Genomic DNA, 19864 nt, shown 5'->3' with positions numbered 1-19864 from the left:
TGGCGTTACGCCACCGCGCATAACGATGCAGATATGAACTCCCGACAACAAATCATTTTACAGATGGTGATTGACCACGGTCGCATGAGCGTGGCGGATCTCGCGAAAACGACCGGCGTTTCTGAAGTCACCATTCGTCAGGATCTGAACCTTCTCGAAAAGCAGAGCTATCTGCGCCGCACCCATGGATTCGCCGTACCGCTCGACAGCGACGACGTTGAAACCCGCATGATGAACAATTTCGCGCTCAAGCGTCGTCTCGCCGATTTCGCCTGTTCGCTTGTGAATGACGGCGAAACGGTCTTTATCGAAAACGGCAGCACCAACGCCCTGCTGGCGCGCGCGCTGGCGGAGCAAAAGAAGATAACGCTGATTACCGTGAGCAGCTTTATTGCGCATCTGCTGAAAGAAACCTCGTGTGAAATTATCCTCCTCGGCGGCATCTATCAGAAGAAAAGCGAAACCATGGTTGGCCCCCTTACGCGCCAGTACATTCAGCAGGTGCATTTCAGCAAAGCGTTTATCGGCATTGACGGCTGGTCGCCCGACACAGGCTTTACCGGGCGCGATATGATGCGCGCGGATGTGGTCAATGCGGTGCTGGAGAAAGGCAGCGAGGCGATTATTCTTACCGACAGCAGTAAGTTCGGCGCGGTGCATCCATACACGCTTGGCCCGACGTCGCGCTTCAGCCGCGTTATTACCGATGACGGTCTTAAAGAGACCGCGCGCGACGCGCTTAGCGCGGCCGGCCTGGCGCTGGATATTCTTTCGCCCTTTCCTGCCTGAATTTTACCGCCTGAATCTTTTGTGTTTAAAAACCGACCGGCGCGCCGTTTCAGGTGCGCCTTCGCTTGAGACTATTCTCAGCATCAATTAAGACTTTTTACCTGTCTGAATTCGCTTAAGAAATTAAAATTACCTTAGCGATATTACTGGATGTTGATTGTCACCTGCGTGATTCTTATTCCGTATCGCTGTACCGTTTCATGGTCAGGAACTTTAAGCTGCGATTTAGCCACTATACTTAAAGTGAGAAGCCTTTCCGTGAATCAATTATTCAGGAGAAAGTATTATGTCATTAAATTACAAAAAAGTGGCCGCGGCAGTGCTGGCCGTTACTCTGGCAACCTCTCTGAGCGCATGCTCTCACTGGTCCAAACGTGACCGCAACACCGCTATCGGCGCGGGTGCAGGTGCAATCGGCGGCTCCGTGCTGACCGACGGCAGCGCGCTTGGCACCCTCGGCGGCGCAGCAGTCGGCGGTATTATCGGTCACCAGGTTGATTAATCTGCGGCCCGCAAAAGCGTAACGCTTTGACGTATTACTCGCACCATCGAATAATTACAGGTCTGGCTATACCGCAGTAAACATAACAAAAATAGCCACGGCGTCTTTGCCGTGGCTAACTATTATCCGCCCGCCAGTTTAACTTTCATTCCTTTCGCCTCAAGCAGGCTTTTAATTAATTCCCGTTTGTCGCCCTGGATTTCGATTACGCCATCTTTGACTGAGCCGCCACAGCCGCATTTTTTCTTCAGTTCGGCAGCGAGCGTAGTGAGCGCAGCGTCGTCAGCGTCAATGCCCGTGATAAGGCACACGCCCTTTCCTTTGCGTCCGCTGGTCTGGCGCTGGATACGCACCACACCGTCCCCTTTTGGGCGCGCGGGCGCGGCTTTCGGCTCCTCAATGCGCCCCGTTTCGGTGGAGTACACCAGGCGGCTATTATTATCGTTCATTATCCCTCCTGCTTCAGAGACGCCAGAATATCGCGCAGCGCCTGCGACGGGTTAGCCGCGCGAGTGATGGGACGTCCGATAACCATATAGTCGACGCCCGCCTGCTGCGCTTCGGCAGGGGTCATGATGCGACGCTGATCGCCCGCGTCGCTGCCCGCCGGGCGAATACCGGGCGTCACCAGCTTAAAATCCTGGCCAAACGCGGCTTTAAAACGCACCGCCTCTTGCGCGGAACAGACCACGCCGTCGAGACCGCACTGCTGCGTAAGGCGGGCCAGTCGCTCCGCCTGCTCTGCCGGGCTAAGCGTAATGCCAAGCCCCTGCAAATCGTCGGCTTCCATGCTGGTTAAGACGGTGACGGCAATCAGCAGCGGCGCGTCCTGACCGAACGAGGCAAGCGCCTCTTTCGCTGCCGTCATCATGCGCGCGCCGCCGCCCGCGTGGACATTCACCATCCAGACGCCGAGCTCCGCCGCCGCGGCAACGGCACGCGCGGTGGTGTTGGGGATATCGTGAAATTTCAGATCAAGAAAGACGTCAAAGCCGCGCGCAATAAGATCGCGTACCAGCTGCGGCCCGAACAGCGTAAACATCTCTTTGCCAACTTTCAGGCGGCAGTCAAGCGGATCGATGCCATCCACAAAGGCCAGCGCACTGTCGCGGTTGTCATAATCGAGCGCAACAACCACGGGGGAATGGGTAACAGAATGAGAGGAGGATGCAATTAACGTCATGACCAGACCTTCTGACAGGCGCACCGGCGCGGCGCGGAGTTGATAAACGGCAAGCATTCTACCCGCCGACTGCCCAAATTTACAGGCAAGATCGCCCTGACTGACTTGGCAGCATAGTATCAGTGCACTGCCGTCAGCGCAGATGCTCTGAGATCATTTAGCATGTTGTAACTAAAAAGGGATAACACCTCGCTGCCGCGAACGAGGCGCGGCAGGGGTGACAGAAGAAAAGGATTACTGGCCGTCGAGACCGCGGATAGGCTTAATTGTAGACCAGGCACGGCACGACGGGCAGTGCCAGTAGAGGGTGAAGGCAGTGAAGCCGCACTTCTGGCAGCGATAGCGCGGCTTAGTGCGCACCTGCTCGCCCACCATATCGCGCAGCACCATCAGGCTCTCTTTCGCGCGCCCTTCTTCCGCCTCGTGGAGATGGTAATCCATCAGCCTGTGGAATACGCGCATCGTCGGGTGGCGTTGCAGCTGCCGCGTGATATAAACCTGCGCGTTGTCTGCGCCTTCGCGCTGCTCCAGCACCTGCGCCAGCATCAGTTCGGCTTCCGCGCCGGTGTTTTCCTCCACGCAACGTTTGAGGAATTCCGCCCACTCGTCAGGTTTATCTAACTGCTGATAGCAAACCTGAAGCATTTCCAGCGTTTCGCTCACCAGCTCGCGGTCCTGTCCGATGACCTTTTCAAGCATCTCCACCGCGCGGGCGTAATCGCCGCGGGCCATAAAAATACGCCCCATCATAATCGAGACGCGGGCGCTGTTGCGGTCCGCCGCCGCGCCCTTTTTCAGCAGCGACATGGCGCGATCCATGTCTTCGTTGCTCATTGCCTGCAGCGCCAGCTCGCAGTAAAAGTGCGCTATTTCGACGCGCTGCTGCTCTTTACCGAGTTTCACCAGCCGTTCGGCGACATCAATGGCTTTCTGCCAGTCACTGGTAGCCTGATAGATTTGCAGTAGTTGCTGGAGCGCGCCGATGCGAAAATCGGTTTCGTCTACAAGCTGATTGAACATGTCTTCGGCGCGATCGTAGAGACCGGCGGCCATGTAGTCGCGGCCAAGCTGCTGCACCGCCAGCAGGCGCTGGTCGTAGGTCAGCGAGGCGCTTTCCATCAGAGACTGGTGAATACGGATGGCCCGGTCCACCTCGCCGCGCGAGCGGAAAAGGTTCCCCAGCGTCAGATGGGCTTCAACGGTGCCGGTGTCTTCCTTGAGCATCTCAAGGAACAGATCCACCGCTTTGTCCTGCTGATTGGAGAGCAGAAAGTTCACACCCGCGACGTAATCGCGCGAGAGGCGATTCGCTTCCTGCTCTTTATCCTGTTGCGCACTTCTGCGGCCCATATACCAGCCATACGCAGCGGCGACAGGCAACAGCAGAAACAACAACTCCAGCATAGAGGGTTAATCCTTAACAGCAGGCGCGGCGGCGCTGGCAGAGACCGGCTCTGCAGGCGTCAGCTGCTGCTCAAGGCGTTTTACTTTACGTTCAGCGCGCGCCAGTTGCAGACGAACGCGCAGCCAGAACAGCCCGCAGATTATCCAGCCGATAATAAAGCCTGCGCCGAACAGCGTCGCCAGCAGCGTAGAGATACGATAGTCGCCCTGCGCCAGCAGGAAATTAAATGTGACCTGTTGATCGTTTTGCGCGCCCAGCGTGACAGAAACGACGAAAATGGCTAATACCAGTAAAAAAATAATCAGATATTTCACATGACATCCCGTATGTGTTTTGTGCGACCTATGTCCCGGCCTCGGCTTACCGCGCTATACGTTATCATTTCCACCCTTTGCGTGAAATGATAAAGCGCCAGGACATCCTTTATATGTAGGGGCGTAACGGCGAAACTCAAGGCGCCGTCACTTTTCTGTATCGCGCCGCGCGATTTCCACCTTCTCTTCCACTGGCGGCGTCAGCGGGCCGCAGAGGCGCTGCGCAAGCCAGGCGGCAATAGTGACCAGTATCCAGGAGAGCAACGTCGCGACGACCAGATCGCGCGGCCAGTGCATACCCAGCAGCATCCGGCTGCCCATGACGCCGATAGCCCATACCGTAAGGACAGCCAGCGTCCAGGTACGCCGACGAGGCCAGAGTAACCCGAAGCCAAGCATCGCCCAGCTCGCGGCAAACATCGTATGGCCGGAAGGAAACGCGAAACCGGTCTCTTTCTGCCAGTGCTTACGAAGCCAGCCCGGAATATCGGTTTCGTTCTGAAGCTGCGCTTTGACCAGCTCGCCCCGCGCCTTGCGCTTTAAATTGTAGAACTCGTCGACCGGGATGTTACGGTTTTTTTCAAGCCAGATGACGAAAGGCCGCGGCTCCTGAACCTTTTCTTTAATCAGCGACTTAGACCACTGCCCCGCCATAATGACGATACCCAAGATAGCAAACAGCATCAGCGCCGGACGCAGACGAAAGCGCAGGCACCACAAAAACCAGCCGCACAGCAAAATGTGAGTAATAATACCCCAGGGCTGGGTAACCGTTTCTGTCACCCAAAACAGCATCTTCAGCCATAGCGAGCCGCCGCCTGGCTCCCACTGCCAGCCTGAAAACCAGACGGCCAGCGGCATAATCAGTAGCAGGGCGGCGCCGACCGCGGTACGTTTTGCAATTGCCAGCATGTTCTCTCCTTTTTCCTGAAGTCCTTCAAGAATAACCGAAAATCGTGCAAGGCAGGATAGTTAGCTATCGGTATGATTGTTCAACAGCGCACGCCAGGGTGAGGCGAATCCTGGCGGAATGTGGCAAAATAGACAGTAACAACAGAAAGCCAACAGACTGGCAGGCGCCTGCGGGCGTCAGAATATCCGGAGAATCACATGCAGCTTAAACGTGTGGCAGAAGCCAAACTGCCAACCCCCTGGGGCGATTTCCTGATGGTGGGTTTTGAAGAACTGGCAACCGGACAGGATCACGCGGCCCTGGTTTTCGGCGATATTTCCGGCGCCGAGCCGGTGCTCGCCCGCGTGCATTCAGAGTGTCTGACCGGCGATGCGCTGTTCAGCCTGCGCTGCGACTGCGGTTTTCAGCTTGAAGCGGCGCTGTCGCATATTGCCGAAGCCGGACGCGGCGTGTTGCTCTATCATCGCCAGGAGGGCCGTAACATCGGTCTGCTAAATAAAATTCGCGCCTATGCGTTGCAGGATCAGGGCTACGACACGGTCGAAGCGAACCATCAGCTCGGTTTCGCCGCCGACGAGCGCGATTTCACGCTGTGCGCAGATATGTTTAAGCTGCTGGGCGTCGATGAAGTGCGCCTGCTGACCAATAACCCGCGTAAAGTCGAGATGCTCACCGAGGCGGGCATTAATATCGTGGAGCGCGTACCGCTGATTGTCGGGCGCAACCCGAAGAACGCGCACTATCTCGATACCAAAGCCGCCAAGATGGGACATCTGCTCTCCGGTCAGTAACCGGCGCAATAAAAAAGGCCTGCGATTGCAGGCCTTTTTGTTTTGGCTCGCCGTGTTAGCGCAGCATGTTACGAATAACGTAATGTAAAATGCCGTCGTTGCGGTAATAGGTCATCTCATTACCCGTATCAATACGACAGCGACATTCCAGCACCTCGCGGCTACCGTCGGCGCGGGTCAGCGTGACCGGCACGGTAGCGCCCGGCGTGAGCGACTGCAGATCGCCAATATCCAGCGTCTCATCGCCTGTCAGCCCCAGCGTTTTGCGCGTCACATCCTGTGGGAATTCCAGCGGCAGAATGCCCATTCCAATCAGGTTGGAACGGTGGATACGCTCAAACGACTCGGCGATCACCACACGTACACCAAGCAGACGAGGGCCTTTAGCCGCCCAGTCGCGGCTTGAGCCGGAGCCATATTCTTTACCGGCGATCACCGCAAGCGGCGTGCCCTGCTGCTGATAACGCATGGCGGCGTCATAAATTGACATCACCTCGTTACCGGGGATAAGCCGCGTCATCCCGCCTTCCACGCCTGGCACCATTTCATTGCGAATACGGATATTGGCAAACGTGCCGCGCATCATGACTTCGTGGTTGCCGCGCCGCGAGCCGTAGGAGTTGAAATCCGCGCGCTCTACGCCGTGGCTTTGCAAATAGCGTCCCGCAGGGCTGTCCGCCTTGATGCTGCCCGCAGGCGAGATATGGTCAGTGGTCACGGAGTCGCCCAGCATCGCGAGAATGCGCGCGCCGTGGATATCCTGTACTGGCGCCGGTTCGGCGAGCATTTCATCAAAAAACGGTGAGAGACGAATATAGGTTGAGTCGTTCTGCCAGTCATAGGTGTCTGACGCCTCGACCTGAATAGAACGCCACTCTTCCGTACCTTCAAACACTTCCGCGTACTCTTTGCGGAACATATCCGTGGAAACTTCCTGCACGGCCTGCGCGATCTCCTGACCTGTCGGCCAGATGTCTTTCAGGTAAACCGGATCGCCTTTACGGTCGTGACCAATCGGATCAGTCGCAAGGTTAATGTTCATATTCCCCGCCAGCGCATACGCCACCACCAGCGGTGGCGATGCCAGCCAGTTGGTTTTAACCAGCGGATGAATGCGGCCTTCAAAGTTACGGTTGCCCGAAAGCACCGCGCCGACGGTCAAATCGCCTTTCTTGATTGCCTGCTCAATGGGCTCCGGCAGCGGCCCGGAGTTACCGATACAAGTGGTACAGCCGTAGCCGACCAGGTTAAAGCCAAGCTCATCAAGCCACGGAGTGAGCTTCGCATGCGCCAGATAATCGGAGACCACTTTCGAGCCCGGCGCCAGCGACGCCTTCACCCACGGCTGGCGTTTAAGCCCGAGTTTAACTGCCTTTTTTGCCAGCAAACCCGCAGCCATCAACACGCTGGGGTTTGAGGTATTGGTACACGAAGTGATAGCGGCAATAACCACCGCACCGTCCGGCAGCTCATACTGATGCCCGTTCAGCGTATAGCCAATTGAGTGCAGATCTTTTTTCGGCGAGTTCACTTCAAGCTCGGTGCTCGCGGCAAAGGCCGCAGGCACATCGCCAAGGCTCACGCGATCCTGCGGGCGTTTCGGGCCTGCGATGCTGGCTTCAACGGTGCCCATGTCGAGCTCCAGCGTACTGGTGAACACCGGCTCATCGCCAGGGTTACGCCACATACCCTGAGCTTTAGCATAGGCCTCCACCAGCGCCACCTGCTCTTCGCTGCGCCCGCTCAGGCGCAGATAGCCAAGCGTAACGTCGTCAATCGGGAAAAAGCCGCAGGTTGCGCCATATTCCGGCGCCATGTTAGCGATTGTCGCGCGGTCGGCCAGCGGCAGCGAATCGAGGCCGTCACCGAAAAATTCCACGAATTTGCCGACCACGCCATGCTTACGCAGCATCTGGGTGACGGTCAGTACCAGGTCGGTGGCGGTGATGCCTTCGCTCAGTTTACCGGTCAGGCGAAAACCCACCACATCCGGAATAAGCATTGAGACCGGCTGGCCGAGCATCGCGGCTTCGGCCTCGATACCGCCGACGCCCCAGCCAAGCACACCCAGGCCGTTGATCATCGTCGTGTGGGAATCCGTGCCGACGAGCGTGTCCGGGTACGCGACCATCGCGCCATCCTGTAATTCGCTCCAGACGGCTTTACCGAGATATTCAAGGTTGACCTGATGACAGATACCGGTTCCCGGCGGCACGACGCTGAAGCGGCTGAACGCCTGTTGGCCCCAGCGCAGGAACGCGTAACGTTCGTGGTTGCGCTCCATTTCAAGACGTACGTTCTCTTCGAACGCGTTATCGTCGCCGAAATGGTCAACCGTCACCGAGTGGTCGATAACCAGATCGACCGGCGAAAGCGGATTTACTTTCGAGACGTCACCGCCAAGACGCTTCACCGCCTCGCGCATGGCAGCGAGATCCACCACCGCCGGCACGCCGGTAAAGTCCTGCATTAAAACACGCGCCGGGCGGTACGCGATCTCGCGATCGGCATGCGCATGTTCAAGCCAGCCCGCGAGCGCCTGAATATCTTCCAGCGTCACGGTCTCGCCGTCCTGCCAGCGCAGCAGGTTCTCCAGTAATACTTTCAGTGATTTAGGTAACCGCGCGATATCGCCCAGCTCCCGGGCGGCTTTCGGCAGGCTGTAATAGTGATAGGTTTTATCCTGCGCCTGTAAAGTGTCCTTGCTGGCTTCGCGTAGGGTCGACGACATAGCTCCTCCTTCAGTCCTGAGATAGCGATGCCCCGATTGTTATCAGGGTCTGTATTAAAGATAACACAAACATGTCGTAACGATTTGATAACAACCCGAATCGCTAAAAGTGAGGAAGTACGGCGGGAGAAAAACAAAGCGCCCGGCGAGAGCCGGGCGCAGAGGAATCAGTGAGCAAGCATCCAGACAAGCTGACACCAGAACAAGGAGGAAACTGTAAATGCGCCAATCCATGACCAGTATTTGAGCGTGAGCTGATTATTCATACCTGTTACACCAATAATTAATACCGTTGATCGCTCTGGCGCTTGCCAGCGTTGTAAAGATTGCTGTGTGTAATTTTTCTCGCTGCGTTAACAACGAGAACAGATAAATTTAAGATAAATTAAATTCTTGTTTTTTATTATCAACGCCAATTAGCGTTTATTGTTTTTGTGATCTTCTTCCGCAAATAAAGCGATAAAATCTTGTTGCTCTTTTGTTAGCTTCCAACCCGCAGGACGAGTCGTGAAACCCCCTTTCGGGTCGTTTTGGTGCCTGTCATCTGGTTGACATATTGGCGAACGAGTGAAAGCCTGCTGTTGTAAAGCCATGCTTAACCCCAAAACGTCCATACCAGAAGCGCAATCCCAATCCAGAACAGGGTTGAGATGCCGAACACCGCCAGCCACGCTTTACGCTTAAGATCAGGATCTCTTTGCGATTCGTCGCTTTCAGATGGCATTGCTAACCTCGTACAATCGACATTGCTTATCATATAGACACCAAACAATTGGTAGAAGTAATCATCAGTTGAGATAAATCCTAAATAAAATCTAGCCAAAAATCCAGCACCTTTACGATCATTTTTGGAGAAAATATTCAATCTTTTGACGTGAAATAAATTATTGAAGTTGTGAATTTGCGTACCGGGAGATTATTTCCTACTTTTGTCGTGACGAGACGACACCTTACCCGCACGCTTAATAAGGAAAAGCGCGATAATAGTTTCACTTAGTGCGAATGATTATGTTTTTAATTTGAATAAAAGCAGGAAAACAGGCGTACCTTTGCACCAGTGGAAAGGTACGCTCGGGATTATTTGGCGGGTAATTTGATATCTTTAAACATTGCTTCAATATCTTCATTCGAGCGCAAGGCCACGGCAGCATCGACCACATCACGTGTCAGATGCGGCGCGAAACGCTGAATAAAATCATACATGTAGCTGCGCAAAAACGTACTGCGGCGAAAACCGATTTTCGTGGTGCTGTGGCTGAAAATATCGTGAGCGTCGAGGCGCACCAGATCCGGATCAGAGACCGGGTCCACCGCCATGCTGGCAATCACTCCCACCCCTAAGCCTAGCCGCACATAGGTTTTAATCACATCTGCATCGGTAGCCGTGAATACAATGCGTGGCGTCAGCCCCGCGCGGTTAAAAGCGGTGTCGAGTTCAGAACGGCCCGTAAAGCCAAAGGTGTAAGTCACCAGCGGATATTGCGCCAGCTCCTCAATATTCACGCTCTCTTTAGACGCAAGCGGATGATCGGGCGTCACGACGATAGAGCGGTTCCAGTGATAGCACGGCAGCATCACCAGATCGTCATAGAGATGCAGCGCTTCAGTGGCGATAGCAAAATCGGCGTTGCCTTTGGAGACGGCCTCAGCAATCTGCGTTGGCGAACCCTGATGCATATGCAGCGAGACGCGCGGGTAACGCTCAATAAACCCTTTAATTACGCCTGGGAGCGCGTAACGCGCCTGCGTGTGCGTTGTAGCAACGTAGAGCGAGCCTTTATCCGGCCAGGTATGTTCCCCTGCCACGGATTTAATGGCGTCCACTTTAGAAAGCACCTCGCGGGCGATGCGTATAATCTCCTGACCTGCCGGCGTCACCTGCGTCAGATGTTTGCCGCTACGGGCGAAAATCTGAATCCCCAGCTCATCTTCCAGCATACGCACCTGCTTACTGATGCCAGGCTGGGACGTATAAAGCCCTTCCGCTGTGGAAGAAACATTCAGGTTATGGTTCACCACCTCAACGATATAGCGTAACTGCTGTAGTTTCATGACCGACCATCCAGAATCAGAGACGCCTGGGACTCAGGCTTAAAACGATTTGATAATAAGAAAGGAAGATACTATAACCACGCAGTCATTTATAGCTTCTGTGTATAGATCATCAAAAAAAATAATAAGGTTGTTATAAAAAGAAAAAGGCCAGCTTGCGCTGGCCCTGATGTCAGGTGGCGTCAGGCTTATTTTTTGCCTTCTGTCCATTTCCCGTCAACGTAAAACGCAGACCAGCCGGTCGCTTTGCCGTCTTTTTCGGACGCCACATACTGCTGTTTCGTTTTACGGCTGAAACGCACGACAGCCGGGTTCCCTTCCGGATCCTGCGCAGGCGCATCGGCCAGGTAACGCAGTTTTTCCGGCAGGCGATTGGAAAAGCGCTGCAGCTCTTCCACCAGCGGCGCGCGGGTCTCACGCGATTTCGGGAACGTATTAGCGGCGAGGAACACGCCAGCCGCGCCATCGCGCAGCACAAAATACGCGTCTGACTTCTCGCACGGCAGCTCCGGCAGCGGTACCGGATCTTCCTTCGGCGGCGCGACTTCGCCGTTACGCAGGATCTTACGGGTGTTCTTACACTCATCGTTGGTGCATGCCATGTACTTACCGAAACGCCCCATTTTCAGGTGCATTTCAGAGCCGCACTTCTCGCACTCCACGACCGGTCCGTCATACCCTTTGATACGGAACTCGCCCTCTTCGACTTCATAGCCGTCACAGGTCGGGTTGTTGCCGCAGACATGCAGTTTGCGCTTCGGATCGATAAGGTAGCTGTCCATCGCCGTGCCGCATTTCTGGCAGCGACGTTTGGCGCGCAGCGCGTTGGTTTCCGCGTCGTCGCCCTCCAGCACGTTCAGCACTTCGTTTTCCGGCACCAGGTTAATGGTGGTTTTGCAGCGCTCTTTCGGTGAAAGCGCATAGCCGGAACAGCCAAGGAACACGCCGGTGCTTGCGGTGCGGATACCCATCGGACGACCACAGGTCGGGCAATCGATACTGGTCAGCACCATCTGGTTCGGGCGCATGCCGCCTTCTTCAGGATCTTTTTCCGCCGTATCGAGCTGCTTGGTGAAATCTTCGAAGAAGGTGTCCAGCACCGCGCGCCATTCGGCTTCGTGGTTAGCCACCTGATCGAGCGAGTCCTCCATCTGCGCGGTGAAATCGAAATTCATCAGCTCCGGGAAATTCTCTTCCAGTCGGTCGGTGACGATTTCGCCCATTTTTTCCGCATAGAAACGGCGGTTTTCCACACGCACATAACCACGGTCCTGAATCGTCGAGATGATGGACGCATAGGTGGAAGGACGGCCGATACCGCGTTTTTCGAGCTCCTTAACCAGAGACGCTTCGCTGAAACGCGCTGGCGGCTTGGTAAAGTGCTGTGCAGGCGTCAGTTCCAGTAGCGACAGTTTATCGCCCTGATTCACGGCTGGCAGCGTGCGGTCTTCATCGCCCTTACGCAGCGCCGGCATGACTTTCGTCCAGCCGTCAAAGCGCAGAATACGGCCGCGCGCTTTAAGGCGGAAATCGCCCGCCGCGACGGTCAGCGTTGTGGAATCGTACTGCGCTGGCGTCATCTGACAGGCGACAAACTGGCGCCAGATCAGCTGATAGAGCTTCTGCGCGTCGTTTTCCATATCCTTCAACGACTCCGCCAGTACGGAAACGTCCGAAGGACGAATCGCCTCGTGCGCTTCCTGGGAATTCTCTTTGCTGGCGTACTGGTTCGGGTTTTCCGGCAGGTATTTCTTACCGAACTGCTCGCCGATGTAACCGCGCACCATGCTTACCGCGTCCTGACTCAGGTTGGTGGAGTCCGTACGCATATAAGTGATGTAACCCGCTTCATACAGTCGCTGGGCCATCATCATGGTTTTCTTCACGCCAAAGCCAAGGCGGGTGCTTGCCGCCTGCTGGAGCGTGGAGGTAATAAAAGGCGCGCCCGGTTTACTGCTGGTCGGCTTATCTTCACGCTCGACAATCTGATAGCTGGCCGCCTTGAGCAGCGCCACCGCCGCTTCGGTATCCTGACGGTTTACCGGGCGGAACGGTTTATCTTTATGGTGCGTGACCTGAACGCTGAGCTGATCGCTTTTCGGCGTGCTCAGCAGCGCATCCACTTCCCAGAACTCTTCCGGCACGAACGCTTTGATCTCACGCTCGCGCTCCACAACCAGACGCACCGCAACGGACTGTACGCGGCCAGCGGACAGCCCACGGGCGATTTTCTTCCACAGCAGCGGAGAGACCATATACCCCACAACGCGGTCCATAAAACGACGCGCCTGCTGGGCGTTAACGCGATCGATATTCAGCTCGCCCGGCTTTTCAAACGCCTGACGAATCGCATTTTTGGTGATTTCGTTAAACACAACGCGGCTGTAACGCGTTTCGTCGCCGCCGATAACCTCCCGCAGGTGCCAGGCGATGGCTTCCCCTTCGCGGTCAAGGTCGGTTGCGAGATAGATGTGGTCAGCTTTTTCAGCCAGCGATTTCAGTTCGGAAACCACTTTTTCTTTACCGGGCAACACTTCATATTGCGCTTCCCAGTTGTGCCACGGGTCAACGCCCATGCGGTTGACTAACGCGCCACGTTCATCTTTTTTGACTTTTTTGGTCGTTTTAGTCGCGGCAGATTCAGCGCTTTTTTTAGGGGCGGAGCCACTGGTCGGCAGATCCCGGATGTGACCGACGCTGGATTTCACCACGTAGTCTTTACCGAGATATTTGTTGATCGTTTTGGCTTTTGCCGGGGACTCAACGATGACGAGAGCTTTACCCATATTCACCTTTACCTGATTTGATTCTTCCAGAATACGTCGCACGTTGATTCACCGTCTCTGGTGACAAGCCTCGTATATTGTGGCCGCCCCAAAGGTTATCAACCCCTTAATCCCTCACCCGGTGCGGTATACGCCATGACAGGTGGTTGAGTCGTCAGGTTTTATCGTGCAAATGCGCTACAGCACGACGGAAGTTCGGTCGAATGTCAAGCAATTCTGTTGCCAGATTTGCGAAAGCGTCACACTCTACCTGATAAAATTCGTTACGCAACTTTATTAGCATGCAAAAGTGATTAACGCCACCACCGGGCCTTATGGAAAACCCCTTTGAACAGCATGGAAAATTTGCTCATCATGCCCGGCGAGTCGTACACTACCCGCCTGTTTGTAAGGAGATGATTATGCAAGAGATGACTCAACCGATAGACCGCGCTTCTCTGCTGGCGCAGGCTAATAAAATGATCCGTGAACATGAAGACTATATTGTCGGCATGGAGGCCACTGACGTTGAGCAAAAAAATGGCTTGCTCATCTTTCGCGGCGAATATTTTATGGATGAGCAAGGGTTGCCGACCGCCAAAACCACGGCTGTCTTTAATATGTTTAAATATCTGGCCCACCAGCTTTCTGAAAAATATCACCTGCAGCCCTGAGCGCGGCGACCGCATCAATAACGCATCCGCCATCCGGCCAGAAAAAAGCGAGGTTATAAACCTCGCTTTTTATTTGGCTCAGAGCAACGGTTTTTGACCGCGCTGCCACCAGCGTAGCAGCAGACGATCGACGCTTTGCGCCGCGCTGCCGGTGAAGCGGTCCATCAGGCGTTTACGCTGCATGTAGCGCAGGCTCACTACTTCCCGCTCCTGCATACGGGCGATAATGAGATCGTCGCTGGTGCTTATCTCATCCACCAGGCCTTTTTCCTGCGCCTGCACGCCGTACCAGTGTTCGCCAGTCGCGACGGCGTCAATATCCAGTGACGGGCGCATGCTGTGAACAAACCCCTTAAAAAGCTGGTGCGTCTCGTTGAGATCTTCGCGGAATTTCTCGCGCCCCTCTTCGGTGTTTTCACCAAGCAGCGTCAGGGTACGTTTGTACTGCCCTGCGGTATGCAGTTCGATATCAATATCGTTGCGTTTCAACAGCCGGTTAAAGTTTGGGATCTGCGCTACCACGCCAATAGAGCCGATAATAGCGAACGGCGCCGCTACAATCTTATTCGCCACGCAGGCCATCATATACCCGCCGCTGGCGGCGACTTTATCCACCGCGACCGTAAGCGGGATCTGGCGCTCACGCAGGCGTTGCAGCTGAGAGGCGGCGAGCCCGTAACCATGCACCACGCCGCCGGGGCTTTCAAGGCGCAGCAGCACTTCATCTTCAGGTTTCGCCACAGCCAGCACCGCCGTCACCTCTTCACGCAGCGCGCTCACTTCATGAGCGTCGATGCTGCCTTTAAAATCGAGCACGTAAAGCGTCGGTTTACTCGCTGGCACCGCTTCACCGCGTTTCGCGCGCGCTTTGGCGGCCTTCGCCTCCTGCTTGTTTTTCTTTTTCAGGTTCTTATGCCACTGCTTGTGCTGATGAGGGTCAAGCAGCGCAGCGCCGACCTCCTCCTTCATCTCTTTATACTCTTCGCCAAGGCGCGTTACGCGCAGCTCACCGCGTTGCGCTTTTTTGCGCTGCGTCAGGTTGGCGATAAGCGCGATAACAATGGCAATCGCCACCACCACCGTGACGATTTTTGCTAAAAACAGCCCATACTCTGCAAATAAATTCACTTCTCCACCTTTATATTCAGGCATGACTCGGCCGTTAGTGTAACTGAGCCCCGCCCCGGCGTCTTGTAACAAAGCGAAACTGTGCGAGACGTCTCGATGAAGATTTCTTTAACGATGAAACAGTTGCAAATAAGGGGCGTACGGCATAACCGTCCGGCCGCCTGATTGAAATACGTGAAGGATTAAGGCATAAAGCGTTTTTACCTGATACGAAGCGAAACCAGGCAGCACGCCGTTTCGCCCCCAGCAAGGAGTGACCCGTGCACTATCAACCTCAACGCGATCTGCTGCAAAACCGAATCATTCTGGTCACCGGCGCCAGCGACGGTATTGGCCGCGAGGCAGCGCTGACCTACGCGCGCTACGGCGCGCATGTCCTGCTGCTTGGCCGCAGCGAAGAGAAACTTCGCGATGTCGTTCGTGAAATCGACAATGAGGGGCTGGCACCGGCGCACTGGTTTACCCTTGATTACGCCACCGCGACGCCCGAGGAGTGCCAGCGCCTCGCGCAGGCTATTGGCGAACACGTGCCTCGCCTCGACGGCGTGCTGCATAATGCGGGCGTGCTTGGTGACATTGTTCCGATGGATAAGCAAAACCCGGCGGTCTGGAGCGAGGTCATGCAGGTGAATGTTAACGTCACCTTCTTTTTAACACAGGCGCTGCTGCCGCTGCTGCTCAAATCAGAAGCGGGTTCGCTGGTCTTTACCACTTCAAGCGTCGGCCGTCAGGGGCGCGCGAACTGGGGCGCCTACGCCGTCTCGAAATTCGCGACCGAGGGCATGATGCAGGTGCTGGCGGAAGAGTATCAAAGCCGCCATTTGCGGGTGAACTGCATCAACCCAGGCGGTACCCGTACCAAAATGCGCGCCAGCGCCTTCCCGACGGAAGATCCGCAAAAACTGAAAACGCCTGCCGATCTGATGCCGCTCTACCTGTGGCTGATGGGCGACGACAGCCGTCGCAAAACCGGCATCAGCTTTGACGCCCAGCCGGGCCGCAAACCGGGGATAGCGGAATGAGCGATGAACGTTACCAGCAGCGCCAGCAGCGTGTGAAAGAGAAAGTCGAGGCGCGCGTCGCCGCAGCACAGGAAGAGCGCGGCATCGTTATCGTCTTTACCGGCAACGGCAAGGGCAAAACTACAGCGGCGTTCGGCACCGCCACGCGCGCGGTAGGGCACGGGAAAAAAGCGGCGGTGGTGCAGTTTATTAAGGGCGACTGGCCGAACGGCGAGCGCAATTTACTGGAGCCGCACGGCGTGGAATTTCAGGTGATGGCGACCGGTTTTACCTGGGACACACAGAACCGCGAGAGCGACACCGCGGCCTGTCAGGCCGTCTGGCAGCATGGCAAGCGGATGCTGGCCGACGCCTCGCTCGATCTCGTTATCCTCGATGAGCTCACCTATATGGTCGCTTACGACTATCTGGCGCTGGAAGAGGTGTTGAAGGCGCTGCGCGAACGCCCGGCGCATCAGACCGTCATTATTACCGGGCGCGGCTGTCATCGCGATATCCTGGAATACGCCGATACGGTAAGCGAGCTGCGCCCCATAAAGCACGCGTTTGACGCAGGCATTAAGGCTCAGATAGGAATTGATTATTAACGGCGCCTCATCAACGCCGCCATAAAAAAACGCCCTCATCAGAGGGCGTTTTTGTTAGTTTCCGCGACCACCGCCGGAGCGACGGTTGCCGCCGCCAGGACGACCGCCGCCGGTAGGGCGTGCCGCGCCGCCAGCGCGAGCGTTACCGCCCGCACGCGCATTACCGCCGGAACGCGGCGCGTTGCCACTACGGGTATTTTCCGTCGGGCGAGCGCTGCCTGTCGCCCGCGCAGCACCGCCAGCGCGCGGCGCGTTGCCGCTACGGGTGTTTTCCGCCGGACGCGCATTGCCTGTCGGACGCGCTGCGCCCGCCTGCCCCTGACGAGCAGGCGCACCCTGACGCGCGCCGCTGCCTGCCGTCTGGCTGTGACGCTTCACGGCGCGACGGATCTGGTTCGCCTTCATACGGCGACGGTCTTTTTCGACCGCCACTTTGCTCGCGGTTTCCGGCGGGAGCCCAACCAGTTCACGCAGGTAGTTCGTCTGCGCCAGATCAAGCTCCGTCCAGCCGCCGCGCGGCAGGCCTTTCGGCAGCGGGATATCGCCGTAACGTACGCGAATAAGACGGCTCACCTGCACGCCGACCGCTTCCCAGAGACGACGCACTTCGCGGTTGCGTCCCTCGGTCAGCGTCACGTTATACCACTGGTTAATGCCTTCGCCGCCGCTAAAGCGAATGGTTTTGAACGCCGCCGGGCCATCTTCAAGCTGAACGCCGCGCGCCAGCTCGCGAACTTTCGCGTCATCGACCTGACCGAAGACGCGCACCGCGTACTCGCGCTCCACTTCCTGGCTCGGGTGCATCAGGCGATTCGCCAGCTCACCGTCGGTGGTAAACAGCAGCAGGCCGCAGGTATTGACGTCAAGACGCCCTACCGCAATCCAGCGCGCGCCGCGCAGTTTCGGCAGACGATCAAAAACGGTCGGACGGCCTTCCGGATCGCTGCGCGTACACAGCTCGCCTTCCGGCTTGTAATAGGCCAGTACGCGGCAGATCTGCTCAACGGATTCTTTCACCGAGATCAGATGGCCGTCGATACGGATTTTCAGCGCGGGCGTGACGTCAACACGATCGCCTAAGGTGGCGATTTTGCCATCGACACTAACGCGACCGGCTTCGATCATGGCTTCGATTTCACGGCGGGAGCCATGACCGGCTCGCGCCAGCACTTTCTGTAACTTTTCGCTCATGGAGCTTCCTTCAGGTGTCGCCTTCCCAGGCGTCGAACAGGATAATCGGGCCGGGGCGCGCCAGCGTCTGGCCGCACCCCATGTTATACCGCCCAATTTTAGGTCGCGTAGTATAGCGGTTAGCACTCTTACAGGAAAGGCTTAACGTCCCCTACGCCTTCACGCAGCACGACCGGCGCGTCATCAGTCAGATCGACCACCGTGGTGGGCTGCTGACCGAGATAACCGCCGTGAATAATCAGGTCGACCTGCTTTTCAAGACGGTCTTTGATTTCATCCGGATCGGACTCGGTAAAATCGCTGCCTGGCAGCATCAGCGAGGTCGACAGCATCGGTTCATCCAGCGCCTCCAGCAGCGCCAGCGCTATCGGGTTGGACGGCACGCGCAACCCGATGGTTTTACGTTTCTCCTGCAGCAGGCGGCGCGGCACCTCTTTTGTGCCTTTGAGGATAAACGTGTAGTTGCCCGGCGTGTTGTTTTTGATAAGGCGAAACGCCACGTTGTCGACATACGAATAGGTAGAAAGCTCCGAAAGGTCGCGGCACATCAGGGTAAAGTTGTGGCCGTCCGGCAGATCGCGGATCCGGCAGATGCGCTCCATCGCGCCTTTATCTTCAAGCTTGCAGCCGAGCGCATAGCCGGAATCGGTCGGATAAACAATCACGCCGCCCTTACGCACAATCTCCACCGCCTGTTTGATAAGACGCGGCTGCGGGTTATCGGGATGGATATAGAAAAACTGACTCATACTGCCCCCTCTTTACTCAATTCCGGCGACCAGCGGTGCCAGACGGGCGTTAACCCCTCCGGTAGCCACAGCCTGCGTCCCAGTTCGATCCACGGGCACGGCTGATGGAAATCTGACCCCTGCGACGCCAGCAGACCAAACTGCACCGCGTAGCTCGCCAGCTGGTTGCGCTCGTTGGGCGCCTGCTGGCACTGGGCCACTTCCATCGCGTCGCCGCCCGCTTGCGCAAAAGCGCTCAACAGGCGCTTTAGCCATTTCGCGCTAAGCTGATAACGCCCCGGATGCGCGACGACCGCTTGTCCGCCAGAATGATGAATGACATCAATAGCTTGTTCTATTGTACACCACTGAGGCGGAACATAGCCGGTTTTCCCGCGCGCCAGATAGTGCTTAAAGACGTCTGCCATATTATTGGCGCGCCCGTCTTCAATGAGAAAGCGCGCAAAATGCCCGCGCGTAACGACGCCGCCGTCCGCCAGACGACGTGCGCCCTTCAGCGCCCCCGGGATACGCGCCTTCTCAAGGCGCTCGGCTATCCTCTCCGCGCGCTGCGTACGCCGCCGGGCCTGCTCTTCCAGAAACGCGATCATCGCCGGATGCGCGATGTCGATACCCAGGCCGACGATATGAATTTCATGATTTTCCCAGAGCGTGGAGATCTCAACGCCGTCGATAAGCCGCAGCGCCAGCCCGGCGCGGGCGATTTCCTGATGCGCGGCGGGCAGCCCGGCGGTAGTGTCGTGATCGGTAATAGCCAGCGTATGGATGCCCATCTCAACGGCGCGATGCACCAGTTGCTCCGGCGTCAACAGGCCATCTGACGCGGTGGTATGGCTGTGCAGGTCGTAAATATTCGCTAATTCAGGTTCGCTCAAAACGGCTCCAGTGGCTAAGGTCTTTTATATCGTCCTGTTCATCATAACGGTTTGTGCAAATTATCAAAAATCAGTGTTGACAATCTCGCCATGAACCAGTTAACTAGTACGAAAGTTCACACAAAGAAGGTATCTGCAAATGACTCATCATTTCTCTCTGCATGGCTGGTGGCGTACCTCCTGATCACGGGCG

General features: G+C 56.3%; 20 protein-coding genes, 1 pseudogene and 1 other annotated feature (1 of these 22 only partly in view). Of the genes and pseudogenes, 6 read left to right on the top strand and 15 right to left on the bottom strand.

Annotation, left to right across the window (positions count from 1 at the left end):
• Positions 1–33 precede the first annotated feature (33 nt).
• Together BJP61_RS10275 and osmB are read left to right on the top strand one after the other, a co-directional pair.
• Positions 34–789, top strand: a complete 756-nt coding sequence (locus BJP61_RS10275) for a DNA-binding transcriptional regulator YciT (protein ID WP_075193089.1) — start codon at positions 34–36, stop codon at positions 787–789.
• Between the two features lie 286 nt (positions 790–1075).
• Positions 1076–1291 (top strand): osmotically-inducible lipoprotein OsmB, encoded by a 216-nt coding sequence (gene osmB / locus BJP61_RS10270; protein WP_038862627.1) that lies wholly within the window; start codon positions 1076–1078, stop codon positions 1289–1291.
• Between the two features lie 122 nt (positions 1292–1413).
• Here osmB and yciH read toward each other — a convergent pair whose 3' ends face one another.
• The 5 genes from yciH to pgpB form a co-directional block, all read right to left on the bottom strand.
• Positions 1414–1740, bottom strand: coding sequence for a stress response translation initiation inhibitor YciH (yciH, locus tag BJP61_RS10265; protein ID WP_171998246.1), 327 nt, complete (start codon positions 1738–1740; stop codon positions 1414–1416).
• A complete protein-coding gene (pyrF, locus tag BJP61_RS10260; RefSeq protein ID WP_171998245.1) occupies positions 1740–2474 on the bottom strand; it encodes an orotidine-5'-phosphate decarboxylase in 735 nt (244 codons plus the stop codon). The genes yciH and pyrF overlap by 1 nt, the downstream gene beginning before the upstream one ends.
• A gap of 234 nt (positions 2475–2708) precedes the next feature.
• A complete protein-coding gene (gene lapB, locus BJP61_RS10255; RefSeq protein WP_038862620.1) occupies positions 2709–3878 on the bottom strand; it encodes a lipopolysaccharide assembly protein LapB in 1170 nt (389 codons plus the stop codon).
• A 6-nt stretch (positions 3879–3884) separates the two neighbouring features.
• On the bottom strand, positions 3885–4193 hold the full coding sequence (locus BJP61_RS10250; RefSeq protein WP_038862618.1) for a LapA family protein: 309 nt from the start codon (positions 4191–4193) through the stop codon (positions 3885–3887).
• 147 nt (positions 4194–4340) lie between these two features.
• Positions 4341–5105 (bottom strand): phosphatidylglycerophosphatase B, encoded by a 765-nt coding sequence (gene pgpB / locus BJP61_RS10245; protein ID WP_171998244.1) that lies wholly within the window; start codon positions 5103–5105, stop codon positions 4341–4343.
• Positions 5106–5303: 198 nt separating this feature from the next.
• Between pgpB and ribA the strand changes: the two genes are divergently transcribed.
• Complete coding sequence (gene ribA, locus BJP61_RS10240) at positions 5304–5897, top strand: GTP cyclohydrolase II (RefSeq protein ID WP_171998243.1); 594 nt, start codon at positions 5304–5306, stop codon at positions 5895–5897.
• 55 nt (positions 5898–5952) lie between these two features.
• On the opposite strand, the gene acnA is transcribed toward ribA, so the two are convergent.
• The 6 genes from acnA to topA form a co-directional block, all read right to left on the bottom strand.
• Positions 5953–8628 carry an aconitate hydratase AcnA gene (gene acnA / locus BJP61_RS10235; RefSeq protein WP_171998242.1) on the bottom strand — a complete coding sequence of 892 codons (2676 nt, stop codon included), beginning with the start codon at positions 8626–8628 and terminating at the stop codon, positions 5953–5955.
• Positions 8629–8795: 167 nt separating this feature from the next.
• Positions 8796–8894, bottom strand: coding sequence for a small membrane protein YmiC (gene ymiC, locus BJP61_RS21705; protein ID WP_225318182.1), 99 nt, complete (start codon positions 8892–8894; stop codon positions 8796–8798).
• 150 nt (positions 8895–9044) lie between these two features.
• On the bottom strand, positions 9045–9221 hold the full coding sequence (locus BJP61_RS10230) for a hypothetical protein (protein WP_155884331.1): 177 nt from the start codon (positions 9219–9221) through the stop codon (positions 9045–9047).
• 2 nt (positions 9222–9223) lie between these two features.
• Positions 9224–9352, bottom strand: a complete 129-nt coding sequence (locus BJP61_RS10225; RefSeq protein WP_007723879.1) for a YmiA family putative membrane protein — start codon at positions 9350–9352, stop codon at positions 9224–9226.
• A gap of 353 nt (positions 9353–9705) precedes the next feature.
• Entirely contained in the window at positions 9706–10680 is a 975-nt protein-coding gene (cysB, locus tag BJP61_RS10220) for an HTH-type transcriptional regulator CysB (protein WP_004387670.1), read from the bottom strand.
• 188 nt (positions 10681–10868) lie between these two features.
• Positions 10869–13466 carry a type I DNA topoisomerase gene (gene topA, locus BJP61_RS10215; protein WP_171998241.1) on the bottom strand — a complete coding sequence of 866 codons (2598 nt, stop codon included), beginning with the start codon at positions 13464–13466 and terminating at the stop codon, positions 10869–10871.
• Positions 13467–13867: 401 nt separating this feature from the next.
• Between topA and BJP61_RS10210 the strand changes: the two genes are divergently transcribed.
• The gene (locus BJP61_RS10210; protein ID WP_171998240.1) at positions 13868–14119 is read left to right on the top strand and encodes a YciN family protein; all 252 of its coding nucleotides are present in this window, start codon (positions 13868–13870) and stop codon (positions 14117–14119) included.
• Between the two features lie 78 nt (positions 14120–14197).
• On the opposite strand, the gene sohB is transcribed toward BJP61_RS10210, so the two are convergent.
• Positions 14198–15247, bottom strand: a complete 1050-nt coding sequence (gene sohB, locus BJP61_RS10205) for a protease SohB (protein WP_171998239.1) — start codon at positions 15245–15247, stop codon at positions 14198–14200.
• A 260-nt stretch (positions 15248–15507) separates the two neighbouring features.
• Between sohB and BJP61_RS10200 the strand changes: the two genes are divergently transcribed.
• Both BJP61_RS10200 and cobO read left to right on the top strand, forming a co-directional pair.
• Positions 15508–16269, top strand: coding sequence for a YciK family oxidoreductase (locus BJP61_RS10200; RefSeq protein ID WP_038862606.1), 762 nt, complete (start codon positions 15508–15510; stop codon positions 16267–16269).
• Complete coding sequence (gene cobO / locus BJP61_RS10195; protein WP_171998238.1) at positions 16266–16856, top strand: cob(I)yrinic acid a,c-diamide adenosyltransferase; 591 nt, start codon at positions 16266–16268, stop codon at positions 16854–16856. The genes BJP61_RS10200 and cobO overlap by 4 nt, the downstream gene beginning before the upstream one ends.
• 351 nt (positions 16857–17207) lie before the next feature.
• Here the strand turns inward: cobO and rluB are convergent.
• The 3 genes and pseudogenes from rluB to BJP61_RS10180 all read right to left on the bottom strand — a co-directional run.
• Positions 17208–18047: pseudogene (gene rluB, locus BJP61_RS10190) on the bottom strand (23S rRNA pseudouridine(2605) synthase RluB); the annotation flags it as partial.
• A gap of 128 nt (positions 18048–18175) precedes the next feature.
• Positions 18176–18796: an L-threonylcarbamoyladenylate synthase gene (locus tag BJP61_RS10185; RefSeq protein WP_007723912.1), complete on the bottom strand. Its 621-nt coding sequence runs from the start codon at positions 18794–18796 to the stop codon at positions 18176–18178.
• The gene (locus tag BJP61_RS10180; RefSeq protein ID WP_171998237.1) at positions 18793–19671 is read right to left on the bottom strand and encodes a PHP domain-containing protein; all 879 of its coding nucleotides are present in this window, start codon (positions 19669–19671) and stop codon (positions 18793–18795) included. The genes BJP61_RS10185 and BJP61_RS10180 overlap by 4 nt, the downstream gene beginning before the upstream one ends.
• A 160-nt stretch (positions 19672–19831) precedes the next feature.
• Positions 19832–19864: a sequence feature (Trp leader region), on the top strand (it continues 60 nt past the right edge of the window).

The organism is Cronobacter sp. JZ38 (genome assembly GCF_008932145.1).
GTDB classification, from domain to species: Bacteria; Pseudomonadota; Gammaproteobacteria; order Enterobacterales; family Enterobacteriaceae; genus Cronobacter; species Cronobacter muytjensii.
This window is presented reverse-complemented; position numbering and strand designations above follow the sequence as displayed.